The organism is uncultured Eubacterium sp. (assembly GCF_934561735.1).
In the GTDB taxonomy this organism is placed as follows: Bacteria; Bacillota; Clostridia; order Oscillospirales; family Acutalibacteraceae; genus Eubacterium_R.
Map to the genome: position 1 here is coordinate 1 of NZ_CAKTGT010000014.1, position 24,895 is coordinate 24,895.

Sequence of the window (24,895 nt, forward strand, 5' to 3'; positions counted from 1 at the left end):
AAAAGGAGCCGTCAGAGCTTTTCGGTTTTCTACCTTTTTGTAGTAACCCAATTGTTCTTGGTATGTTATAAGAACAATTAGAGTATACCACACATTTTCAACTTTGTAAATATTTTTGTCAAAATAAATAGCTTCTGTCCATAAATATTCTCTATTTACTGCATTTCCTTTACTCGCATCGCAAATTATAGTAAAATTAAAAGTTATAGCTTTTTTTATTCAATATTTTTCATATTATAAAAAGCAACTGACCCCGCAAAACGGAATCAGTTGTTTTAAAACTAGTCAATAACAAAATGAACTATTATCTTTTTAACACTCTGTGCACAATCAAATTCTTAAAATATTTAAATTCATCGTTTCTACAAAATACAATCAAAAATACAATATTGGGTAATATTGCTGTAATTACAACCATTATGATAAATTTAATTATTGTAACTCCTCCCACAAACACAACAGAAGAAATTAATTGCATCACTACAACAACACATACTAATAAAACAAATCTAAATAGAAGTTTGAAATAGTACGGCTTTACCGGTTTGTTAAATCCATCTCTGTGAATAACCAACGGCATATACCAGCCATTAATACATAATCTGGAAATCGGAGTAGCAAATAAGACGCCCGCTAAACCTAAAGGATAACTTAAACCGATAGAAAGTACAATATTTAGTCCTGCTACAACTAAAGGTAGATACTTGCCTTGTTTAAACAACCCAAGTGCAGAACGAAAGGTAGACATAGTGTTTATATAACCTTCAATAAAGAATCTAAAAAACAATGCAACAATTGCGATATTGCTTAATAAGTAGTTTTCTCCTAACCAAATCTTTACAAACGGATTAGACAATGTAATTAAAGCAATAACAGAAAACGCATAGAGCCAATAATTCATAAAATCAACTCGTTTAAACATTATGTATCCCGTTTCATCATCGCTTTCCACAAACAGATTTCCTAAACTTGCAGAAATTGCCGAAGTAACTTGCGATAAAACTGCAACAATCGCCTCCTCTATCATTATAAAGTTTGATAACAATCCAACCCAATTCAATCCTACAAACGCAGAAATAATAATTGAATCAGATGTATTCAAAATTTTAAAAGATATTTTTTGAAGGATCAGTGCCTTTACATCATCGAAAATTCTCTTTTTTTCTTGTCTTGGTAATTCTTCTTTTGAATTATTAAAAATCGGGTAATCCTTTTTTACTCTAACCGCAATTGCAATATTTTGAAAAACAGTGCATAACATTTGAACAATCAAATAAATCGTAAAATTCTTAAAAGCCAATAACAAAACAATCTGTATAACAGATTTTATTAAATTAAAAACTGTACTATAATTTGAAATCACCGAAGCTCTTTGGTCAGCTTGAAGCAAAGAGGACATATAAGCAAAAAACCAATATGACAATACAGAGTTAAACAAAAAAAGCAAATAATAAAAAGTCAGACCTTCAATATCAGGCTTGTTTTTTATTATCACATCTAAAAAAGGTACAATTAATAATCCTATAAAAAGAACAACTGTGCCAATTATCCAATAAACTCTTTTATACAATCTCATTATTTGAGATAATTTAGTATAATCATTTTCAGCTAATGGTTTATACATACTATAAACCATTGCAGTGCTAAATCCCAATTCAGCTAAAGACAGCATATTAAGTATACTTGAATATAAACCATTAACACTCAAATAATCAGTACTTAAACACTTTATAAATATAGTCCGAACAAGAAACGCTGTTAGCATAGATAAAATCCTAAACAGCATTCCACTAACCATATTTTTAGCTGAATTTCTTAATCTGCCACCACTCATTTAATTTCCTCAAACTATATTTTAAATATTTTTCTTTTTATTATTTCCTTCCAATCTTTTTTATAATGGTTCAATATAGCGTTTCTTCTGGCTTTTTCAAGATCAATATTTAACAAATAATCACAAACATCTTTATGAGCAAGATTTTCGTAATTATCTTTCATATCCTTTATAATATCATTCCAAAAAACTATATGATTACTATCTAATTCCATTGCATTTTTTATAATAAATGTTTTTAATAAATCTAAAAAATCACCTTCAAAGTAGAAACCATATTCAGACAAATCATCTGCACCTTCAGCAATCAGAGCAAGCATTGATCTAAAACATTTTTCACATTCACAACAGTTTTTTGTATTAAATGAACATACACGCAAAAACATATCCATTTCACTTTGATTATGATATTCAACTAATTTCTTAACCTTTGCCTGACGGGACAATTCATAACCATCATGAATAGTACTTATTCCTGCACACTTTATACAATTGTCAATTCTTGGATCTGAAACGCAAATTATATACTGACCAAAAGTATATGAACTTGCAATATAGACCGTTTCTACAGAAAACTTATAGGCAGCCACCATAGCACATCCAATAAACGCCAATGAATGTTGAAATCCGAACCACCAAGTAGTACCTTTGTGATTGCAAAATTCTTTATCAACTTTTGATGAAATAATAAATTTTGCAAAATTTGATTTTACAAAATACGATTCCAATGACAAAGATGATGCTATTTTTTCAATAGCACTTACATCCGCATCATAGGCCTTATTTTCTTCGTCAGATTGATTTAGATACCATCCATTTGTATTAAATAAAATAGGTTTCTTATCAATAATTCTTATGGTTGTAGTAGTTGCGTCCACTCCTCCGGTAAACAACTGCAATGCTTGATTATTAAATACAAAAGAATTTTTTACTCTTTTTGCAGCTATTAACGTGCCACCAAAATTCATGTTTGAATGCAATTCTCTAAAAGCGGTTTTTAACGGTTGAATACAATTATAAAAATCTTCATCTATTTCATCAAGCCAAATTACACAATCAACAAGCCAAGAAAACGGTAAAAGATTTAAAAGCAAAGGAACAACTAAAACAGATTTGGGAATATCAGTTACTTCAAATGTATATTCTGTAAAGAAATGATGTTCGGGTAAAAAAAACTTTTCTAAACCTTTCGAGAGATTAAAGTATATGTCCACACATTTTCCATTGACCTTTATTTCTGTAATTTGAATACTTTCCATTATCTAAACTCCTCAAATTGCACTTTCCAACGATTTATTTCATCAAAAGGCATAATAACCTTTGTTTCAAATTCACTATTTATCATTTTATCAAGTTTATCCACTTTGTCAATCATCAAGCAATTCAAATTATTACACGCATTAATTTCTTTTGCTCTTTCGTCAATAGCTATGATTATTGCTCGCTTTCTATGACGCATTGCATAAACTCCACCGTGGAGTCTTGTGCCGATATAATCTAAATCAACAGTGTCAAGAATATGTTCATACGCTTCTTTTGTTGGTGAAATAAGTTCAATTTTTTCAGTATTAACAAACTTATTAAAATAATCCAAATCATTATCGCCCTGAATCCAACAATACACTTTTGAATAATTCTTTTGAACAATATCAATCATTTTTTGCTCATTTGGATTTAATTCTGTCCTTGCAGTTAAAGTAATTAATGCCGTATCTGCTTTCTTTGTTGGAATTGTTTTGCAAAATTCCGGGGTAAGCATCCACATAGTAACACACCCGGTATTAATAGCCTTTAATCCGAGAATTTTCTCAACATACTCCTTGCTACGCTCATCACGAACACTATGATAATATTCATGATTCAACACACTTCTATATAACTTTGTAGTGTATGAATTGGTATAGTCACCGGCACCCGCTCCAACACCAACAGTAATCACACCATTTAGCGGCTTTGAATTCCACTTATTAATATTCCATTGAGGATAATGTGTTTTCAAATCTTTAACCAAAAGATTTGATCCGCCTGCAAACTTATAATCACAATTGCTATACATTTGGACAACTGATGAATTTCTCCAAACTGAAAAAGCATTAAAAGCCGGTAAATGTGTTGGCATATTATATACAAATGAATCCTTTAATATCGGCATTAATTCTTTTCTAACGCACTCCATTATAATCGAGTCACCGATATTCGATGTGCCAATCGACGTGTCCAATAATTGAATTCTTTTCATTTTTTCTCCTAAACAAAAACAAAATAAAAAAATTTAGCCAATAAAAATTTCATTTTATAATCTTCTTTAATTTTTCAACGGTTTCTGTTCCAATTATTCTACGAATAGTTCTATTAATCTTAAGCAGTTTTGATGATTTATCACTCCAACTTGCATCATACCAATGAATCGAATATGTATTAGGTGTTTTCGTCAAATTGCCCGTTATGCTATCATACGGATTAAAAAACTCTGCAGGATAAATATGAATATCACATACTGTTTGTTCGCTTCCGTCCAAAATTATACCTTTTGTTTTAAACAAATCTGTTGCAACTTTCGGACAGCCTATTTGATTATATGTTCCGTCTTCATTTATAAAATTCCAATTTTTATAAACATCAATATGCTCTTTAAAAAACGGCAGCCCTGCTTCTGCACCAAAGCCTAACCCCGACGCAACATTTTCATCATTTTCAAATCCCATATATGCCCTGTTCTCAAGCAAATCATCGAGCGGCTTAATAACTTCAACATCGGTATCCATATATATTCCGCCATACTCATAAACAACCATAAGACGAGCGACATCAGAAACGAACGCATACTTTTTTGCTTCATAAGCCTGTTCAACAAAAGGCATACAATGAATATCAAAATTCGTTTCGTTCCACTCAATTATTTCATAATCCGGACAATACTTTTTCCAGCTGTTTATGCACTTTTGAACACTTTTTGGTTTTTCGTTTTCGCCAAACCAAAAATAATGAATTTTTTTTGGAATCATATCATTCTCCAATAAGTTTGTATAACTTTTCTAATTCTTTTGAATTTGAATAATCTGTTTTCTTTGTGTTTTCAATTAATTGATTCTGTAAATCTTTATCATCTATAACTTTTACAATTCCGTCAGCACAACCCTGATTGTCCATTGGTACTATTATTCCGTCAAAACCGTCTTGTAACTGCGATTTTGATGAAGCATAATTTGTGATAACAACCGGTTTATTAAGAAGTTGTGCTTCTTTGACAGCAACACATTTTCCTTCGTATCTTGAAGGTTGAACATAAACATCGCAAGCTTTTATATACGGATAAGGATTTTCTTTTTTGCCAAGAATGATAACAGTATCTTCCATATTATATTGTGTGATTTTTGATTTAATTAAGCTCTCGTCAGCGCCGTAGCCAATTATATACCATCTGAAATCTATGCCTTTTGATTTGATAATGCTTGCAATTTCAGGCACATTATCAAAATTCTTCGCTTCACAAAATCTGCCGATAGAAAGCAAATTAAGCGAATCATCGGTCATTTCATTTTTCACATTAAATAAGTCTGCTTGTTCTTCAATAAAATCTTTTGATAGAATATTTTCAATCTTTACAATTTTATTTTCAAGAGATGGAAAAGTAGACAAAAAAGCCCTTGTAACATCATCGGAAATAGAAACAATATTATCAAATTTTGACCACATTGCCAATTCAGACTTTACATCTAATTCGATTGTTGAATAATCTGTATGTATCCAGGCAATTTTCTTTTTTGCATTTACTTTTTCGGCAACAAAATAATGCGGTGTAAGAAAACTGATAGCCAAATCATATTCAACATTAGGATTAATTTTAGGCATAAACTGTTTTGTATATTTATGACTATATTCAATTGCAGTAACTGATTCTTTATGATAATGTTTTTTGGCAAAAAAATATGCTTTAAATTTTCCAAACAATCTACCCAGAGCAACGCCAAATTGACGCTCCTTTAAAGCCTCAACGATAGGGCAAAACAAATCCGAATATGGCTTTATCTCCGGCAGAAGATTAACTTGATTAGGTATTTCGTTCATCCAATTTCCGCAATGTCTTAACAAAAACAAATCCACTTCGAACCGATCATAATCAAAGCAATTAAGCATTTCAATCAATGCTCTTTCTGCACCGCCGATTTCCATTGCATGTGAAAAAATAAAAATCTTCTTTTTCATATTAACTAATCCATTTAAACTCATTTAATGCTATTCTGTCAAAATCCTTATCAAAAAAATTAAAGCCCGAGTGAGTATTATTATACCACATAAAGAACAAATAGCACGCTATTGCCGCAACCTTCATCGGAATTCTCCATTTTGGCTTAACCATATTGAACAATCTTGGCAATGCGATTACAGGAAAAATATAGAAATAGTTTGCCAAACGGGCGAAATAGTTTGCCGTGCCAAATAAAGCAATAAACATTATTTCGCCATTAAGAAACGACAAATTTAAGCAAACATTATCCTGTCTGTCATATTCATAATATGGATCATTTATTTGTTTTCGAAGTATAAACGACATAACTAACGGAACTAACGAAACTAAAAGTCTAAAAGGATTAACTCCTTCTCCGCTAAATTCCTCAACAGTATAATCTTTACCCAAGGATTCGGTTGTTTCCAAAAGTGTACCTAACATTGGACGAAGCAAAATTCCGGCAACAAAAAATATAACTATCCACATAACCGTTCTTTTGTCCTGCCATGGAAGAAAAAACATAAGCGGAACAATTAAATACATAATTGAATACGCATGAAAAGTCTCGGCTATTAATATCCAAAAAACAAACCAAAACCACTTTTTATTTATTGCCTTATCAACTGCAAGCAAACAAAACGCAACAGCAACACACTGCTTTATTGCTGCAAGCGGAAATGTGAAAACAAGACACATAAATAAGAATATTGACATTAAAAAATCTGTTGAATACTTATGTATAAACCAAATATAAATGCTATAAGTAACCATCGCAAAAATCATTAAGTATCCATTATTAGTGAAGCCTAATGATTTCAATAGAATATTGATAATAGCAAAGCCAAAATTTCCGCCAAATGTCCATTCAACATCTGAAAAATCAAATTTTGAATTTACTAAATACTCATAAGATTCTAAATATGTACCGGTATCATTATATCTTGTTCGCAAGCCTGCAAAAACAGCTGTCATAATGATAAGCAGAATCCATATAAACTTTTCTTTAAAAATATAGCCTGTTAATCTTTCATTTTTTCTTGAAAATCTGTCAGAAAAGAAGGCAACGGCTATACATATTAAAAATATCGGAACTAATTTCCACATAAATGAACTCCTTAAAAAATAAACACTTATGATATTATGTTCTCATAATTATTTTTAAAGTCTATAAATATAGGATTGTGCTTCCATACTTGCTCTTTTTTTGGGGGTAATTTCATATAATCTCCATACTGAATAGTCAAAGCATGATCCCATTTTGAAACAACTGAAAATTCTTTATCTTCAAATGGTAAATAGACAAAAGAATCTAATAAATCCGAATCATACTGTCTGTTTAAACCGGAATATGTAGAGCCGCACATCAATTTACAAGTAGAATCGCCACATACACTCAAATATTTTTTTTCAAAATACTTCCTGAATTTCTCATATTGACTTTTTGGCACAATAAACAGAATAGCTTTTGATATAAACTTTTTTAAACCTTTCTCTTCCGGAGGAGAAAATTTTCTATAAAACAACATCATTAATGAAGCAAAAACAACTTGTCGAATTCTTCCAAATTTTGTTTTTGAAACTCTGTCTAAAGGAAAAATATCAACAAAAATTCCTTTATGATATTTCTTTTTCTTTTCTTCTTCCGATTGAATAAATGCACTGTTATCTTTTCTGATTTTAGTAAAATTCTGTGTGAAATCGTTTTCCAAATCTGTATTTTGTATTATATATCCATCTATAGGAGATTGAAGCCACAAATCAATAAACTTCTCATAATCTTTTCTTGACATCCAAAGATCAATATCGTCATCCCAAGGTATAAATCCTCCATGACGAACTGCACCAATTAAAGTTCCATAAGCAAGTGAATATTTAATATCATTCTTTTTGCAAAATTCATCGATAACACAAAGAATCTCAAATTCTGTTTTTTTCACTTCAGGTAATAATTCATCAATATTCATCTTTTATAGTCCCTATGTAATAATAAATATAATGGTTTTGGTAATAATCCTATAATAATAGGCCTAAAACACTTTAAATAACATATAAGATTGAGATTTAGAGTTTTACATCCAGCAAGCCTTGTTATTGTTGAATTAATTCTATATTTAAATTTTCTTCTATTTATAGCATTTCTATCGTCCAACATCTTATATAATGGTTCGGATAAATTGTAGCATTTAAAACCATTTGTATATAGCCTAATCCACAAGTCAACGTCTTCTACTCTTGTAGTCGTTTTTTTTGTACTATACCCACCAATTGATTTTAGTGCTTCGGTTCTGATCATACAAGGAGCATGACAAATAACACTTTCACATACGATTTGTTCTTTAGTCGGTTCATTTATAACGCTTCCCAAACGAAAATCACCATTTTCATCAAAAAGTATCATTGGTGTGCTGACTATTGCATATTCCGGATGCTCGTCCAAAAAAGACACCTCTTTTTCAAATCTTAACGGAAGTGATATATCATCCCCGTCCATTCGTGCAATATAAACTCCTTTGGCATATTTAAGACAATGATTTAAAGTATAATTAAGCCCCATATTTTTCTCATTTTCAATCAGAACAATTCTATTTGGATACTTATCCTTATACTGCTTTGCGATTTCAAAAGTATTATCAGTTGAACCGTCATTACACATTATAATTTCAAAATTCTGATATGTTTGTACTAACAACGATTCAAGACTTTTAGCCAAGGTATCGGCACAATTATATATACCCATAATTACAGAAACTAATGGTTGCTTATTCATATTTTTTATCTCCATATTAACACTTTTTCATAATCTTATCTTCATTTGTACAATCTTTCAACAGTATTCTCAACAACCTTATTCTTATCAAACACCTCGGCAATATGATTATGCGAGGCTTGTCCCATTTTTACCTTTTCATCATATGGCAGTTCAATGAAACGCTTTATTTTTTCGTACAAATCATTTGCGTTTTTCTTTTCAACAAGATAACCGGTTTTGCCATCAACAACAGCTTCCAAACAACCATGGATATTACTTGTGATAATCGGTCTGCCCATTGCTCCGCATTCAAGATTTGTATTTGCCATACCCTCATGCCATGACGGAAGAACAAAACAGTGCGATTGTTTGACGAACGGCTTAACATCTTGTTGATACCCATAGAAATTGATAATCCCATCATCAACAAGCCTGTTTACTGTTTCTTCATAGTTATCTTCATACATACCAACAACATCAAATTCAACATTATCGTATTCATGCTTAATTCTCTTTGCCGCATCAAACAGCTCATCAATTCCTTTTTCTTGCATTATTCTGCCAATAAAAAGAAATCTTGTTTTATCTGTCGGTGGATATTTTTCAAATGGATATTCCTCTAAATTAACACCGGCACCTGCATTGAGTAAGCATTGCTCCTTTTTCACAATTCCATAATCAAGAAAAAATTTCATATTCTCGCAATTTTCAAAAATAACTGTGTGTGCTTTCTTACAAGCAAACTTGTACAACATAACAATCAATTTCAAAAACAAGCCTTGCTTTTGGAAAGCTGTTCCAAGCCCTGTAATGTTAATTGCATATTTTTTATGCTTGATTGCAGAAACAATGCCTGCATATACATTTGGCTTAATAGTATATGTAATGATAAAATCCGGTTTAACTTTACCAATCATTTTCCGATAATTTAAGAAAAGTTTTAAATCTGTAACCGGATTGATGCCTCGTCTATCAACAGCCGTATCAATAAACTTACATCCCATATCTACCATAGGTTGAACCAAATTGCCATTTGGTAATGAAATATAAACTTCGTTACCATCATCAATTAGCTTTTGTAGTAATTCTTTTCTAAACTTATAAAGACCAATGTCATTATTTGCAATTACTAAAATTATCATTTAATCTTCCTTACAGGCACGCCTGCATATGTACCGCTTTCAGTTATATCTTTAACTATCACCGAACCGGCTCCAAACACACAATCCGATGCGATGTTCAACACCTGTTTTGTGCAAGCCCCTGCTCCGATATGTGTTGATTTTCCTACTTTAACTACTCCTGACAAAGCCACATTCGGAGAAAGATGAACATAATCCTCAAGCACATTATCATGCTCAACTATCGCTCCTGTGTTTATAATACAATGCTTTCCGATTTTGGCGCTTGAATTAATTACCGCATTAGCCATTACAACCGTACCTTCGCCAATTTCAACATCAAGGCTTGATATTACAGCTGTCGGATGAATTGCTGTGTACCACTTAACAGGAAGTTCATTTGCGATTTTCTCTCTAATATAAGGATCACCGATTGCAATCACAAATTCGCAATCTGCATAATTCTTGTAATCCTCTGTTTTGCCTAAAACACTAAACCCAACAATCTGTGTTCCGTTTTTAACACCATCATCAAGGAATCCGATAACTTTATCACCGGATTTTATAATTATATCTGCAATTACTTTTCCGTGCCCGCTTGCACCGATAATTACAACTGATTTAGACATTTGCTTCTTCCCTTCCAGGTGTTCCCATAAACACTTCCATTGTTGCACTTGTTTCCGAACTAATGCCCTCTCTCTTGAGAACATTTAAAACCGTCATAAAGAGAATTTTGACATCCATTGCAAGACTGTAATTGTCAACATAATGAACATCCATATCAAACTTATCTTCCCAAGAAACAGTATTTCTGCCGTTTACTTGAGCCCAACCGCTCAATCCCGGTCTAACCTCGTGCCGTCTGTGCTGATGCTCGTTGTATCTTGGTATGTACTCCACAAGAAGCGGTCTCGGACCGATAACCGACATGTCGCCTTTTAGTATATTGAACAATTCCGGCAACTCATCTATGCTTGTTGAACGCAAGAACTTGCCAAACTTGGTCAAACGAACTTCGTCAGGCAACAATTCGCCGTTTTCGTCACGTTCATCGGTCATAGTGCGGAACTTCATCAAAGTGAATATCTTTTCATCCTTGCCCGGTCTTTCCTGCCTGAACAAAACAGGACTGCCGAGTTTTGTTTTTACAAGAACAGCTGTGACCGCAAGAAGCGGTGACAAAATGATGATTGCAAGCAACGACGAAATTATATCAAGAATTCGCTTTATGTACTTATAAATCATAATTCACCGTCCGCTTACTCAAAACACTTCTTAATCACTTCAATAATTCTATCCTGCTGTTCAGGAGTCATTTTGTTATCACTCGGCAAGCAAAGACCTCTGTTGAAAATGTCCATTCCAACATCATTCGCTTCGCCTGCAATATACGCATTTGTTCTCGCTCTGCCGTTGCCGTCTTTTGTGACAAAACCGTTCATTCTGTAAATCGGTTGCATATGCATCGGCTTCCAAATCGGTCTGCCCTCTGCATTAATCTTTGCAAGTTCGTCAAGAATTTCCTGAGGGCAAGTTTTGCCGCTCTCGCTGACATAGCAATAATCTCGCTCGCTGCGAACCTGCTTGCACATTGCACCCTCGTCAATAATCATACAAGACAGCCAAAAATTCGGCTCGCTGTTTTTTTCATCATAAGGATTCATCTTAACAGGCAAGTCCTTGAACGCTTCCTTGTATCGCATATATATTGCCTTTTTCTGTGCAATATGTTCTTCCAAATACGGAATTTGACCACGAACAACGCCTGCGATTACATTACTCATTCTGTAATTGTATCCAAGTTCCTCGTGCTGATACCACGGTGCATTTTCTCTCGACTGTGTTGACCACTTACGAACCTTGTCGGCAGCCTCTTTACTGTCGGTCAACAACATTCCTCCGCTTGAGCCTGTGATGATTTTGTTTCCGTTAAAACTTATGCAGTTGTAATCCCCGAATGTACCGGTGTGCCGTCCTTTATATGTAGCACCAAGCGACTCGGCGGCATCTTCAATAATAACCGCACCGTGCTTGACGCAAATTGCCTTGATTTCATCAATCTTACCCGGAGTGCCGTAAAGATGTACCGCAACAACAACCTTTACATCGGGATAAAGTTCAAACGCCTTTTCAAGTGCAACAGGGTCCATATTCCAAGTGTCGTATTCTGTGTCAATAAATATCGGAACACCACCCTCATAAACAACAGGATTTACCGTTGCGTCAAATGTCATGTCAGAACAAAAAGCCCTGTCACCGTGCTTCACACCCGCTAATTTTACCGCAAGATGCATAGACGCTGTTCCCGTAGACAAGGCAACCGCATATTTGCAACCGACCTTTTCACAAATCATTTTTTCAACTTCGTTGATATTCTCACCGATGGTTGACATCCAATTTGTTTCAAAAGCTTCGGTCATATATTTTAATTCATCACCGTGCATAGTTGGCGATGAAAGCCAAATTTTTTCATTAGCCATAGCTGTCCTCCAAATGTATAGATTGTACAAATCATACAAACTGTATTTGTGCACTATGTATAATTTTTCTCATTATAAATTATACACTATACAACATAAAATTACAATATAATTTATTAATATTTAATATAGGGCATTTTATATAAAAACAATCACACAGCAAAAATTCGCCGAGTGATTGCAAAAAAATCATTTTTCAAGCAAGACCGCATGAGCTATTCCCGGAATTGTCTGCCCCTGCTTTGACGAGGTCGGTGACATCAACGCTCCGGTTGCAACAAACAAAACCTTTTTAATCCTGACGTTTTTTATGTTTTTCATAATGTGCGAACAGACTACGCTTGCCGAGCAGCCACAGCCGGAGCCGCCCGAATTCACATCCTGTTCCTCCAAATTATAAATCATCGTTCCGCAATCCTTGTGCCGTGTTTTGATGTCGATTCCGCTGTTCTTTTGCAAAAGTTCAAACAACAATTTTGAGCCCGTAAATCCCAAATCACCGGTCAAAATCAGGTCGTAATCCTCAGGTTTTGTCTGTGTGTCGTGCAAAAAATCCGCTATGGTTCTCGCCGCCGCAGGTGCCATTGCCGCACCCATATTATTTGCGTCTTTGATACCCAAATCCGTAATTGTTCCGATGTGAACAGCCGAAATCTTCACCGCATTTTGCAATTTCTCGCCCGGAACTTTATCGGGATTTTGCACAACGGCACAGCCCGCACCCGTAACAGTCCATTGAGCTGTCGGAGGTCGCTGCCCGCCGTATTCAAGCGGATAGCGAAACTGCCTTTCGCTTGACGCAAAATGACTCGAAGCACCCGCAACACAGATGTTTGCCCCTGCCGACACAAGCATTGCCGAATTACACAAAGTGAGTGCCATTGTGGAGCACGCACCGTACATTCCGATGAACGGCATTTCCAAATCTTTGAGTGCAAAACACGAGCCTGTGCACTGGTCGAGCAAATCGCCCGTCATAACAAAGTCCACCTCGTTCGGCGACACATTTGCACTTGCCAAAGCCCTGATTATCGCATCGTGGAGCATTGCACTCTCGGCAAGTTCAAAGCTCTCCTGCCCCATCGTCGTGTCCTCAAAAACCATATCAAAGTCATTTTTAAGCGGACCCTCGCCCTCTTTTTTGCCTGCCACTCCCGCCGAGCCGATAATAAGCGGCGGCGATTCAAAAATATATGTTTTTCCGATTTTTTTCATAAAAAAACACCTCGGTAATAGTTTTACCGAAGTGTAAAAAAATATTTTTAAATTTTAAACATTCAAATACTTTTGAACCGCTCTGCCGTAACGGAGCATTTGGTCAATAAGCACTTTCAATTTAGGGCTGTTCTTAACAGTTGAGCCCGTTGCATAAGATTCAACGCTGTATTGAAGCATATTTGACACCTGCGTACCGTTTTTAAACACGGTCAGATAAAACGGTGTTGAAAACTGATCTGCTTTGAGAACCGTGCAATCAACATAATATGCTCTCTTGTCGCTTGCCGAGCCGTTTGTTTGAGTAAACCAATCCGGATGTTCGGCATATGTGAATTCGGTATTTTGACCGTCAACAGTCCAACGGAATGTATAATCACTTATACTTGTCGAACTTGAAATTTCAACCTTAATTCTCGGAATAACTTTGCCCTCGAGAAGCATTGATGCGGACTTGTATTCAACCTCGTTTTTGTCCGTTCCGTTAGGATTAAGCTGATATTTTGAATTTGTCACCTTTGTATATTCCAAAGTATCGGTTGTGTGGAGCTTCTTCTGTTCATCGGTCAAATCAACGGTTACAGGATTTTCTACATTATAGCCTCTGTAATCTTGATGTGCCTTGCCGTAATAAAGAAGTTCTACAAGAAGTGCCTTGAGATTGTAATTAGGCGTTTTTTTAAGTTGATTGTAGCAATAATTCTTGATTGAATATGTTACCGGATGACCCTTGCACTCGATTCCGTCAGAGGTTACGCCGTACGGAGTGATTGTAATCTCATCGGCAAACTTATCCGGTGAAACTTTATCAAACGCATAGCAAGTGCGTGTGGAATTTGAAAGTTCCGAAATATCGCTTACATCATAGCTTTCGCCGCCAACCTCAAATCTGAAGAAAACCGACTCAAACGGTGCCGTTCTTGAATTGTTGATACCGACATTGACCGAAACATTGGAATCGAGCAAAACATTCATTGTATTTGCACGGAGCAAGCCTGTGCCCTCAATCGTCTTTGTTTCGCTTTGTCCGCAAGCTGAACAGGTGCGTGTTGCCGTGCCGTCGGTGTAATCGGTACTTGAATTGTACACAGCGTCGTTGTTATATTTCCACGACCAAATATGAGTGTGCTCTTTCTTTACAAACTCATTATTGATATCCTTAATCATAATGTTTACATTTGAAAGATTTGTGTTTGTTTCGTCAATAACGCAATCTTTATTATAAACATACACATCGGTATTTGAGCTTGTTTTTAAAGCCTGGTAGCCGATTTCTTTAACGCTGGCTACAACTGATAATCGTAAAATTTTTGCACCGTAAAATGTATTTTTGCCGATACTCTTTACACCGTAGCGGATGTCAACAACTGCATTGTTTGCATTGCGCCACGGACCGAAAGCGCCGGTATATTTTGAACCAAAAAAGCCAATATTATTAGTACTTGTACATTCAGGCATAATTCCGTCAACACCCGGAGTAATAATGATTTTTTCAATTTGTTCATCATGCTCAAAAGCATAAGAAGCATATCCCACAGATGCCGGTACGGTTACTTTTTTAAGAGAAGTTAAACTTGCAAAAGTACCATAACCTATAAATGTTACCGAATCAGGAATTACCAATTCCTCAACAGCATAACAGTATTCAAACGCACGAATATTAATTGTTGTTAGAGTTGAAGGGAAGTTGATTTTTTTAACTGTGTTGTACTTTGTAAATGCACTTCCCGCTATTGATGTTATGCCCTCACCAAATTCCAAAGTTTCAATATTTCCGCAATAATACCACGGATTCGAACCTATTGCGTAATAAGGCACTTCGCCCTCACCCGCAAAGCTGAGCTTTGCGCCGTCTTTTGTAAAGGTCCAGGTCATACCGTTATCAAGTGTGCCTGTTACAATGTCTTTAAGCACAAGATTTTCATATGCGGAAGTTACTTCGGCAGTTGCATTATCAACCTCGGCTTGCGAGTGAAATTCATTCACAGCGTTTTGATATTTGTCACAAACCTTTTGGCAAGCCGAAACAGATTCATCGGTAAATACGCCCGATTCCATTCTCTTTTTAGCATTATCAAGTGCCGATGTGAGTGCACTGCCGTCAAGAGCCGCTATTTCATCTCGCTTTGTTCCGTTACATCTCGAACAGGTATATTCGTCATAACCTTTGCTATTGCAAGTTGGGTCTTTATGGGCAGTAGGCTTTTCTGAATAAGTATGACCTAAAGCATCAACATACTTCACTTTATTTCCTTGCCCACATCGTGTACATAAATATAAATCATATCCTTTTTCTGTACAAGTAGGTTTTACGACGTTTGAATATTGATAATTGTGACCTAATTCATTTACTATTTTTTGCTGTTGAGTTTGTGAACATCTTGAGCATTTATACAAATCATATCCTTTTGCAGTACAAGTCGGAGATACTTTTTTATTAAATACAAAATCGTGCCCTAACTTATAAACAGAATTGGAATAAAATTCAAGACCGCAATCTTTACATTTATTTAAAGTATAACCGTTTTGAGTACAAGTCGGTGCAACATTTGTTACAACAAAATTGTGTGTTTTCTTTATCTCAGGAACATCGGGAACTGAATCAACATATTTATCCCACTCACAAATAAAACTATATATTCCTTGTTTACCCCAATATAAGTCATTCCACTCGCCATTTGGATAGGCTTCATAATACTGGAGAGCATCTTCACAACCACCTACATTATTAGGCTCACCACTACCCCAATTTGTATAAGAATTTTTATTCAAAACATTACCATACACATCAGTCCATATACCGTCAGTATTCTTTTTAACTCCTAAAAAGGCATTCATTTCACCTAAACTTCTCAAAAAACTGTAAACATTTTCATCTTCGTCTTTTGATTCAATAACAGCCAAATGTCCACCCAAGGATTCACAATAAGTCTCCGCTTCTTCAAAAGAAGAAAAACGAGTATTAAAAAACTGATAAGTATGTCCGCCATATAACAATTTTTTTCCATAACTCAATGTCGAAGATTGTTCATAATTGCTACTCATTTGTTTCAACGAATAGAGCAAATATTGTTCGCAAGCGCCGGCGTAATAATTATTAACCCATTCATCAGACCAATTTAATGCCGCAACATCATTTTTACTTGGAGGATTTAATTCCAAGCCTGCCCAATAATCAATATAAAGAGTTTGTGCATAATTATTAACCTGTATTTGCACCAATTCATCCATAAATGTAACATAGAGAAAATCGGTAACTAATGCAACCTTTTCCAATACTTTTAAAGTCAGGCCAACCCCTCCGGTAGGAATTTTTGCCATATCTAACGCCAAATTTACTGCTCGTAACCCGTGGTATATCTTTTGACTGATTCTCGTATCACTTTTTATATATCCGAAATTTTTAAACACATCAATTGTGCCGTTTATATATGAAAAAATATTATTCCCCATTAATGAAAATTGAGAATCTGAAATATTTGACGGCAAATACTTTAGAACTTTGCTCCATTTAGATTGGATTCTGTTAACTGTATCTTGAGCAACTGTCAAGAAAGTTTCTTCATCTTCGTGATTCATTTCGGACAAATATTCAATATAAAAATCCTGTTTTGTAATATCAAGGTCTGATAAAAAAGTTTCTTTAAGGAACTGAACATTCTCTTTTAAAAGTTTTGTTCCAAATTCATACTCTTGTTGCTCTGCGGCATAAGCCGAAGCGTATGTAGGCACAACTACACTCGTTGCCATAAGTACTGCCAAAATCAGACTGATGATTTTTTTGCAAAGTTTCATTGTTTTTCCTCCGACCGATTTGTTAATTAATAATTCATAATATTTTTACACATATTCCCCTATTTTTCAATATGTTACTTACCTGTTACCAAAAATATTTTTGTTGGTAACAGCAAAGTTCGCAACAAAAAAAGACAAAGTTCTGCCGCTTTGTCTTTTACTTATTTATGATATTTGCTGTTGTTGAGTATCGAAAATGCACGATAGATTTGTTCAAGCAAAACAACACGCATAAGCTGGTGCGGAAGCGTAAGTTTGCCGAACGACAATTTCAACTTTCCGAGAGCCTTTACTTCATCCGAAAGTCCAAACGAACCGCCGATTATGAATGTGATTTCACCGTTTCCCGCAACCGCCGTTGCCTCTATTTTTTTGGCAAAATCCTCGCTTGAATACTGCGTGCCCTCAATGCACATCGGCACAACAAATGAGCCTTTCGGGATTTTTGCGATAATACGCTGTCCCTCTTTTTGCTTAACATTTTCTATTTCCGTGCCGCTCGGATTGTCGGAGCAACGCTCCTCGTTCACTTCAACAACATTCACCTTGGCATATACGCCGAGCCGCTTGAGATACTCCGCACAGGCGTCACGAAGATATTTTTCCTTTAACTTGCCTACCGCAATAACCGTGACCTTAATCATAACACTATCGGCCTTTCAAAACATTCTTCAGCCGAAACACCGAGGCGAAAATCCTTGTTTTGCTCAAATCCCGCTTCGCTCAACGCACAAAGTGTTGCTTGGCGTGCAACATCGGGATTGTTGTTCTCTTTGCTCAAATGTGCCAGCACAAGCCTTGTTGTGCCGTTTTGCACAAGTTCCTTTGCAAATTCGCCACACGCAAAATTTGAAAGATGCCCCTTTGCCGACAAAATCCTCTGCTTGAGCTGATAAGGATAAATGCCGTTTTGAAGCATTGTTACCTCGTGATTTGACTCAAGATACACCATATCCGTGCCCTTGAGTTTTTCCCTTGCGTCATCGGTCACATATCCCGTATCTGTGCACACGGCAATTGACCTGCCGTTCATATTGAAGCGATAACCAACGCACGCAACGCTATCGTGGCTGTTGACAAACGGCACTATCTCCGCACCGCCGATTTCCATATTTTCATCAATTTTATAAAGCGGCACGCCGTCCTTAATTGAACCGCCCGCCTTGATTTTTTCTGCCACATCCTTGTGAGCAAACACCGGCAAATTATGCTTTGCCGAAAAAACACGCAAGCCTCCGATATGGTCGGTGTGCTCGTGAGTGACAAAAATCCCGTCAAGTTCATCCGGTTCTACACCGATTGAACGAAGCTTGTCGTCAAGTCGCTTTGCACTCACCCCTGCGTCAACAAGAAATTTGCCGCACGAGGAAGCTATGTATATTGAATTGCCCTTACTGCCCGAAAACAGCTGACACGCCTTTGCCATTTTGCACCCCATTACTTCAAAAAAATCCCCGTCAATGACGAGGACTGATATTATTTTTAACCTGCCGAAGAAACTGCGTTGTCTTCTTTAACCGGCACACGCTTGATGTCTGCACCGAGTGCGGTAAATTTTTCCACAACATCTTCGTATCCACGCTCAACATAAATCGTATCTTCCACGGTTGTGGTGCCCTCAGCAACCAAGCCGGCAATAATCATAGCCGCACCTGCACGGAGGTCGGTTGCTCTTACTGTTGTGCCGTCAAGCCTCGGAACGCCGACGATAACGGCAACCTTGCCGTCAACCTGAATATCGGCACCCATACGAAGAAGCTGTTGAACATACTGAAAGCGATTGTCCCACACGCTTTCGGACAAAATGCTTGTGCCGTTTGCAATAGACAAAAGCACTGCCATTTGCGGCTGCATATCGGTTGGAAAGCCCGGATGAGGCATGGTTTTTACATTGCATTTTGAAAGTGCCTTAAATCTTGTTACACGAACGGCATCGTCATATTCGATAACTTCTGCGCCCGCTTCTTCAAGCTTTGCCGTGATTGACTCAAGGTGCTTAGGAATTACATTTTTAACAAGGACATCGCCGCCGCAAGCCGCAGCCGCAACCATATATGTGCCGGCTTCGATTTGGTCGGGAATGATTGAATATGTGCAACCGTGCATTTTTTCAACACCACGGATTTTGATAACATCGGTACCTGCACCTCTTACATCCGCACCCATTGAGTTGAGGAAGTTTGCAAGGTCAACAATATGCGGTTCTTTTGCCGCATTTTCAATAACGGTGAGACCTCTTGCCTTAACAGCCGCAAGCATAATGTTGATGGTTGCACCCACGGATACAACATCCATATAAACAGGTGTGCCTACAAGTTTTTCTGCCTTTGCACACACAACGCCGTCGATAATATCAACCTGAGCACCGAGCATCTTAAAGCCCTTTACATGCTGGTCGATAGGTCTTACGCCAAAATCGCATCCGCCCGGAAGTGCAACATCTGCTTTGCTGAATCTGCCGAGCATTGCACCGATCAAGTAATAACTTGCTCTGAAATGAGAAGTAAGCTCATAAGGAATGCTTTGATAATTGATGTTTGTTGTGTTAATATCCAAAGTGTTTTTGTTGACAACCTTAATCTCCGCACCCATTCTGCTGAGAATTTCAATAATCAACTGAACATCGCTGATTTGCGGAATATTTTCGATTCTGACAGTATCTTCTGCCAAAAGAGCCGCCGGGATAATAGCTACAGCCGCATTCTTTGCACCGCTGATATTAACTTCTCCGAACAACTCATGTCCGCCGTTAATAACAAAATTATCCACGATTTTCCCTCCGTTCATAAGGTAATTAAATATGTAAATAAAGTAGAAATCAAAATATGTTGATGAAATCAAATGCCGCATATATGCACTTTGCATAATTTCATACACATTGAATTATAACAAATTACCAAACCAAAGTGAATAAAAAGTCACTCATTTTTACCGATTTGTAATTTATATTAATCCTAAATATACTGCTTTTTGTAACAAATATACAATATATGGTATAGTTGCGTATTGCACTACACAATTCGCTATATTTTGTATCTCAATAAGTAACAAAAGAGTAACACATTATTACAGATATGTCAATGCCTTTTGCAAGATTTATAACAAATTGTAAAAAGTTACCAAATATTTGCCAAATTGCACTTAAAATTTTGATTTTATTTGATTTTACATTATTAATATGATATATTATGAGCGTAATAAACGAGGTAATTAGTGTGAAATTAAACATTAATTCGGATTGGAAAATTTATGAAAATCGGCGATTTGGAATTTAAAAATATTGCATTTTTGGCACCTATGGCAGGAATAGCCGACAGAGCATTCCGTGAATTGTGCACACAATTCGGAGCAGCATATACCGTAACCGAGATGGTGTCATCAAAAGGGCTGACAATGGGCGACAAAAAAAGCGGCGAATTGCTTACGATAGGCTCAGAGCGACCTTGCGGAGCACAAATTTTCGGTGACGACCCACAAATTATGGCTCAGGCTGCCGCAAAATGCCTTGAATACGCTCCCGATGTCATCGACATAAACATGGGTTGCCCGGCTCCGAAAGTTGCTATGAACGGCGGAGGTGCAAGCCTTATGAAAAAGCCGCAACTTGCATACGAAATCACAAAAGCGGTTGTTGAAGCGGTTAATATTCCCGTAACCGTAAAAATCCGCAAAGGTTGGGATGACGACAATATCAACGCCGTTGAAATGGCTCTCCTTGCACAAAAAGCAGGTGCAAACGCTGTTGCGGTGCACGGCAGAACACGACAACAGATGTACAGCGGAACGGTTGACTACAACATCATTGCAGAGGTCAAAAACGCACTTGACATCCCCGTTATCGCAAACGGCGACATAACCGATGAGCAGACGGCGGCGATTATGCTTGAAAAAACGAACGCCGATGCAATAATGATTGGCAGAGGTGCACTCGGCAATCCGTGGGTGTTCTCACGAATCAACGCATATCTTTCGGAATGCAGAGTTCTTCCCGAACCGTCAACAATTGAAAAAATGAATGTTATGCTGAAGCATATTCAAAAAATAATCGAATACAAAGGCGAATACACAGCTATGCGAGAGGCTCGACACCACGCGGCGTACTACACAAAGGGTATGCGAGGCGGTGCAAAGCTCCGTGCCGAAATCAGCAAATACGAGCACTTTGAGCAGCTTCAAGAGTTGTCTTATCGCATAATCAAGGAGGCAGAATTATGATTCTAAAAAACTGCACATTTTTTAACGAAGAATTTGAAAAGGAATTCGGCGACATAAAAATTGAGGACGGCAAAATTGCCGAAATCGGAATTTTTGACGCAGAAAATGACGAGGTTCGTGATATGACCGACTGCATTATTCTTCCGGGATTTATCGACATCCACATTCACGGAGGTGCAGGCGCAGACTTTTCCGACGGCACAACCAACAGCATTGATGCAATCAGTACATATCTTGCAAAGCACGGCGTAACTTCATTTTGCGGAACAACAATGACTCTTTCGCACGAAAAATTGAAAGAAATAGTTAAATCGGCAAGCGGATACACCGCACCGAAATCGAAACTTGTAGGCATAAATCTTGAAGGTCCGTACATTGCAGAGGCTAAAGCCGGTGCACAAAACAGAGAATTCATCCGCCCGGCAAGCACAAAAGAAGTTGACGAGTTGCTCTCAATCAACGACAAAATCAAGCTGATTACCATTGCTCCCGAATCAAGCGACACGCAGGATTTTATCACAAAGGAAAAGGAAAATTTGACGATTTCCGTCGGTCACAGTTCGGCAAATGCACAGCAAACAAGGGAGGCTATCGCAAGCGGTGTTGCACATGCAACCCATCTTTACAACGCAATGACGCCGATGACTCACCGTGAAGCAGGAATTGTCGGCACAGTGCTTGACAGCGACATCACGGCGGAACTCATCTGTGACGGTGAGCACATCTGCCCTGCCGTTTTGCGAAACACATTTAAGATTTTGGGCGAGGACAGAGCCTGCGTAATCAGCGATTCGATGCGTGGTGCAGGTCTCGGAATCGGCGAATACGAGCTTGGCGGTCAGATGACCTATGTCAAGGACGGCTACAAGGTGGCAAAACTTGAGGACGGCACAATCGCCGCTTCAATCACAAATGTTTTTGATGAATTCAAAAATCTTCCTGAATTCGGAATTGAATTCAAAACTGCGCTCAAATCCTGCACAATCAACCCGGCAAAGGTTATCAAAGAGGATAAAAACATCGGTTCAATCGCAGTCGGCAAATACGCCGATTTGATTGTCACCGATGAAAATTTCAATATAAAAGAGGTTTACATCAATGGAACACTCGCTTAACATCGTGCTCATAGAGCCTGAAATTCCGCAGAACACGGGCAACATTGCAAGAACCTGCGCCGCAACAGGAGCAAGGCTTCATCTTGTAGGACCTATGGGTTTCCACATCACCGACAAGCAGGTGAAAAGAGCAGGTCTTGACTATTGGGACAAGCTGGACATCACATTTTACGACAACACCGAGGAATTTTTTGAGAAAAACAAAGGCGGAACATTTTATTATTTTTCCACCAAAGCCGAGCAGGCACACTCAGATGTTGAATATCCAAACAACTGCTACCTCGTTTTCGGCAAGGAAACAAAAGGCTTGCCAGAGGAATTGCTCAAAGCAAACCACGATTGGTGCGTGCGTATGCCGATGAGGGGCATCATCAGAAGCCTGAACCTCTCAAACGCCGTGGCAATCGGCACATACGAGGTGCTCCGCCAATGGGATTACCCCGAATTAGTCCAAAAAGGCAAACTCCACAATTTAGAATGGTAAAACGCATATGTGAGTTTAATTCACTTTTGCATTTTCTCATAATATGAAAAACGGCGTAAACACAAATTACGCCGTTTAGTTATGTCAGAACAAATCCAAAATTTCACTTACGGATTCAACCGTAGCAGTCGGATTTTCACTTTCATTATTTACTTTTTTATATTTTGCAAATCCTTGGCGAACCCAAACGGTTTTCATACCGAGTTGTTTTGCGGGAGCGACATCATTATCCAGCCTGTCACCAATCATAACTGCTTCGCTCGGATTACACTTTGCCTGTTCAAGTGCCATATTAAAAATTTTCAAATCGGGTTTTTCGCAACCCGCTTCGGCTGATGCAATCACCACATCAAAATACTTACCGATACCCCAATTGTCAATGCGTTTTTGTGTTCCGGCAACCTGATTTGCAATAATTCCAAGTTTAAATTTTTGCGACAGCTTCTTCAAAATTTCATCAACATTAGGATAAAGTTTTTCAAGTTCACCAAACCATTTAGGCACGGCAACACCAAAATCCTGTGCCGCCCACCTAATTGCAAACGCATCTTTTTCGGCATATTCAAGAACTTTTTTACAGAATTCATCGGCATCCAAATTGTTTTGCTCAATTATAACCTTGCAACGCTCTTTCAAGCATTCGCTTTCATCCACAAGCGTTGAACCCAAATCAAAAAATATCCACTTTACATTTTCCATACAATTATCCCTTATTACACATATATAAAATCGGTTATTAAGAATCACCTATAAACAATCGGCAATCTTGTTTTAAAACAATGCGACCACGCAGGAACATATCCGCTCTTTATTGCAACTTTTTGTGAATTAACATTTGAGCAATCTGTTGTATAATAAGGCACAGTTCCGCGATTCAGCGTTTCTACGGTTAACATATTAACAAGTTTTACTGCTATACCGGTTCCTCGATACTCCGGCAAAACATCAACACCGATTTGCCACATAGTGTTGCTGTCCGAACTTGCACAGGCAATGCCTATTATTTTTGAGCCGTCATATGCAACAGCTGCAAGAACCTCAGGTCGTTTGCTTTCGTTATCATATTGCAAAGCATTATGAAATTGCTCATATTTATACAAAGATTGAATGTCGCTTTCAATTAACTTAAACTCATACAATTTATTTTCAATAATTTTGATATTTTCAACATCGGGCAAATAATACGGATTAACGCCGTATACAATTTTGCTCGTTAATATATCATAAGATGATTTACCGTTAAACATACGCTTTACATATGGCATAATATTTTTTGAAGCGTTGACAATCGTGCTTCTGCCCATTGTAATAATCTCAAGTCGAGGTGTAACAAACGGCATTTCACGCCTGCCATTTAACTTTTCCGCTACCGTAAATATAACCCCGTCTTTGCAAAAATCATCGGGCTTGCAATTATAATCAACAGCAAGCTGATTATAAACTATATTCAACATTTCACTTTTTGTCATAAAATCATCTCAATTCAAATTGTATTTTCAATATAACATAAAAGAAGAAGCTTGTCTACAAGAAAAGACCGTAGGAGCGAACAGTGTTCGCCTAATTGAAATAAATTCAAGCTGCTTGTTGTGTAGTCCAATTCAAGCATAAAGTGGAAGTAGACATAAAAAAAGACACTCATTCGAGTGTCTT

The 24,895-nt window shown here is 37.0% G+C and carries 22 protein-coding genes; 3 read left to right on the plus strand and 19 right to left on the minus strand.

Annotated elements, in window-relative coordinates:
• Positions 1 to 304 precede the first annotated feature (304 nt).
• From Q0E08_RS08635 to Q0E08_RS08715, 17 genes are all read right to left on the minus strand, one after another.
• A complete protein-coding gene (locus Q0E08_RS08635) occupies positions 305 to 1,834 on the minus strand; it encodes an oligosaccharide flippase family protein (RefSeq protein WP_294778706.1) in 1,530 nt (509 codons plus the stop codon).
• 14 nt (positions 1,835 to 1,848) lie between these two features.
• Positions 1,849 to 3,093 carry a hypothetical protein gene (locus tag Q0E08_RS08640; protein ID WP_294778707.1) on the minus strand — a complete coding sequence of 415 codons (1,245 nt, stop codon included), beginning with the start codon at positions 3,091 to 3,093 and terminating at the stop codon, positions 1,849 to 1,851.
• Entirely contained in the window at positions 3,093 to 4,073 is a 981-nt protein-coding gene (locus Q0E08_RS08645) for a polysaccharide pyruvyl transferase family protein (RefSeq protein ID WP_294778708.1), read from the minus strand. The genes Q0E08_RS08640 and Q0E08_RS08645 overlap by 1 nt, the downstream gene beginning before the upstream one ends.
• 49 nt (positions 4,074 to 4,122) lie before the next feature.
• Positions 4,123 to 4,839 carry a glycosyltransferase family 32 protein gene (locus Q0E08_RS08650; protein WP_294778709.1) on the minus strand — a complete coding sequence of 239 codons (717 nt, stop codon included), beginning with the start codon at positions 4,837 to 4,839 and terminating at the stop codon, positions 4,123 to 4,125.
• 1 nt (position 4,840) lies between these two features.
• Positions 4,841 to 6,040 carry a glycosyltransferase gene (locus tag Q0E08_RS08655; protein ID WP_294778710.1) on the minus strand — a complete coding sequence of 400 codons (1,200 nt, stop codon included), beginning with the start codon at positions 6,038 to 6,040 and terminating at the stop codon, positions 4,841 to 4,843.
• Between the two features lies 1 nt (position 6,041).
• A complete protein-coding gene (locus tag Q0E08_RS08660) occupies positions 6,042 to 7,169 on the minus strand; it encodes an EpsG family protein (RefSeq protein WP_294778711.1) in 1,128 nt (375 codons plus the stop codon).
• A gap of 26 nt (positions 7,170 to 7,195) precedes the next feature.
• Positions 7,196 to 8,029 carry a phosphorylcholine transferase LicD gene (locus tag Q0E08_RS08665; RefSeq protein ID WP_294778712.1) on the minus strand — a complete coding sequence of 278 codons (834 nt, stop codon included), beginning with the start codon at positions 8,027 to 8,029 and terminating at the stop codon, positions 7,196 to 7,198.
• The gene (locus Q0E08_RS08670) at positions 8,026 to 8,832 is read right to left on the minus strand and encodes a glycosyltransferase (protein WP_294778713.1); all 807 of its coding nucleotides are present in this window, start codon (positions 8,830 to 8,832) and stop codon (positions 8,026 to 8,028) included. The genes Q0E08_RS08665 and Q0E08_RS08670 overlap by 4 nt, the downstream gene beginning before the upstream one ends.
• Positions 8,833 to 8,873: 41 nt before the next feature.
• Entirely contained in the window at positions 8,874 to 9,956 is a 1,083-nt protein-coding gene (locus tag Q0E08_RS08675) for a glycosyltransferase family 4 protein (protein WP_294778714.1), read from the minus strand.
• The gene (locus Q0E08_RS08680; protein ID WP_294778715.1) at positions 9,953 to 10,564 is read right to left on the minus strand and encodes an acetyltransferase; all 612 of its coding nucleotides are present in this window, start codon (positions 10,562 to 10,564) and stop codon (positions 9,953 to 9,955) included. Before Q0E08_RS08680 ends, Q0E08_RS08675 begins: the two co-directional genes overlap by 4 nt.
• The gene (locus Q0E08_RS08685; protein ID WP_294778716.1) at positions 10,557 to 11,183 is read right to left on the minus strand and encodes a sugar transferase; all 627 of its coding nucleotides are present in this window, start codon (positions 11,181 to 11,183) and stop codon (positions 10,557 to 10,559) included. Before Q0E08_RS08685 ends, Q0E08_RS08680 begins: the two co-directional genes overlap by 8 nt.
• A gap of 14 nt (positions 11,184 to 11,197) precedes the next feature.
• Complete coding sequence (locus tag Q0E08_RS08690) at positions 11,198 to 12,418, minus strand: DegT/DnrJ/EryC1/StrS aminotransferase family protein (protein ID WP_294778717.1); 1,221 nt, start codon at positions 12,416 to 12,418, stop codon at positions 11,198 to 11,200.
• 189 nt (positions 12,419 to 12,607) lie between these two features.
• The gene (spoVAD, locus tag Q0E08_RS08695; RefSeq protein ID WP_294778718.1) at positions 12,608 to 13,633 is read right to left on the minus strand and encodes a stage V sporulation protein AD; all 1,026 of its coding nucleotides are present in this window, start codon (positions 13,631 to 13,633) and stop codon (positions 12,608 to 12,610) included.
• Between the two features lie 54 nt (positions 13,634 to 13,687).
• A complete protein-coding gene (locus Q0E08_RS08700; RefSeq protein ID WP_294778719.1) occupies positions 13,688 to 17,428 on the minus strand; it encodes a leucine-rich repeat protein in 3,741 nt (1,246 codons plus the stop codon).
• 161 nt (positions 17,429 to 17,589) lie between these two features.
• The gene (gene rlmH / locus Q0E08_RS08705) at positions 17,590 to 18,069 is read right to left on the minus strand and encodes a 23S rRNA (pseudouridine(1915)-N(3))-methyltransferase RlmH (protein ID WP_294778726.1); all 480 of its coding nucleotides are present in this window, start codon (positions 18,067 to 18,069) and stop codon (positions 17,590 to 17,592) included.
• Positions 18,069 to 18,854: an MBL fold metallo-hydrolase gene (locus Q0E08_RS08710; protein WP_294778720.1), complete on the minus strand. Its 786-nt coding sequence runs from the start codon at positions 18,852 to 18,854 to the stop codon at positions 18,069 to 18,071. Before Q0E08_RS08710 ends, rlmH begins: the two co-directional genes overlap by 1 nt.
• A 56-nt stretch (positions 18,855 to 18,910) precedes the next feature.
• Positions 18,911 to 20,197: a UDP-N-acetylglucosamine 1-carboxyvinyltransferase gene (locus Q0E08_RS08715; RefSeq protein WP_294778721.1), complete on the minus strand. Its 1,287-nt coding sequence runs from the start codon at positions 20,195 to 20,197 to the stop codon at positions 18,911 to 18,913.
• Positions 20,198 to 20,677: 480 nt separating this feature from the next.
• Between Q0E08_RS08715 and dusB the strand changes: the two genes are divergently transcribed.
• Genes dusB through trmL form a run of 3 tightly spaced genes read left to right on the plus strand, consistent with a single transcriptional unit; the run spans position 20,678 to position 23,242 of the window.
• Positions 20,678 to 21,643, plus strand: a complete 966-nt coding sequence (gene dusB / locus Q0E08_RS08720) for a tRNA dihydrouridine synthase DusB (protein ID WP_294778722.1) — start codon at positions 20,678 to 20,680, stop codon at positions 21,641 to 21,643.
• Positions 21,640 to 22,758, plus strand: coding sequence for an N-acetylglucosamine-6-phosphate deacetylase (gene nagA / locus Q0E08_RS08725; RefSeq protein ID WP_294778723.1), 1,119 nt, complete (start codon positions 21,640 to 21,642; stop codon positions 22,756 to 22,758). Before dusB ends, nagA begins: the two co-directional genes overlap by 4 nt.
• A complete protein-coding gene (gene trmL, locus Q0E08_RS08730) occupies positions 22,742 to 23,242 on the plus strand; it encodes a tRNA (uridine(34)/cytosine(34)/5-carboxymethylaminomethyluridine(34)-2'-O)-methyltransferase TrmL (RefSeq protein WP_290905528.1) in 501 nt (166 codons plus the stop codon). The genes nagA and trmL overlap by 17 nt, the downstream gene beginning before the upstream one ends.
• Positions 23,243 to 23,326: 84 nt before the next feature.
• On the opposite strand, the gene Q0E08_RS08735 is transcribed toward trmL, so the two are convergent.
• Together Q0E08_RS08735 and Q0E08_RS08740 are read right to left on the minus strand one after the other, a co-directional pair.
• Entirely contained in the window at positions 23,327 to 23,941 is a 615-nt protein-coding gene (locus Q0E08_RS08735; protein ID WP_294778724.1) for an HAD family hydrolase, read from the minus strand.
• A 44-nt stretch (positions 23,942 to 23,985) separates the two neighbouring features.
• Positions 23,986 to 24,711 carry a GNAT family N-acetyltransferase gene (locus Q0E08_RS08740; RefSeq protein WP_294778725.1) on the minus strand — a complete coding sequence of 242 codons (726 nt, stop codon included), beginning with the start codon at positions 24,709 to 24,711 and terminating at the stop codon, positions 23,986 to 23,988.
• Between the last annotated feature and the right edge of the window lie 184 nt (positions 24,712 to 24,895).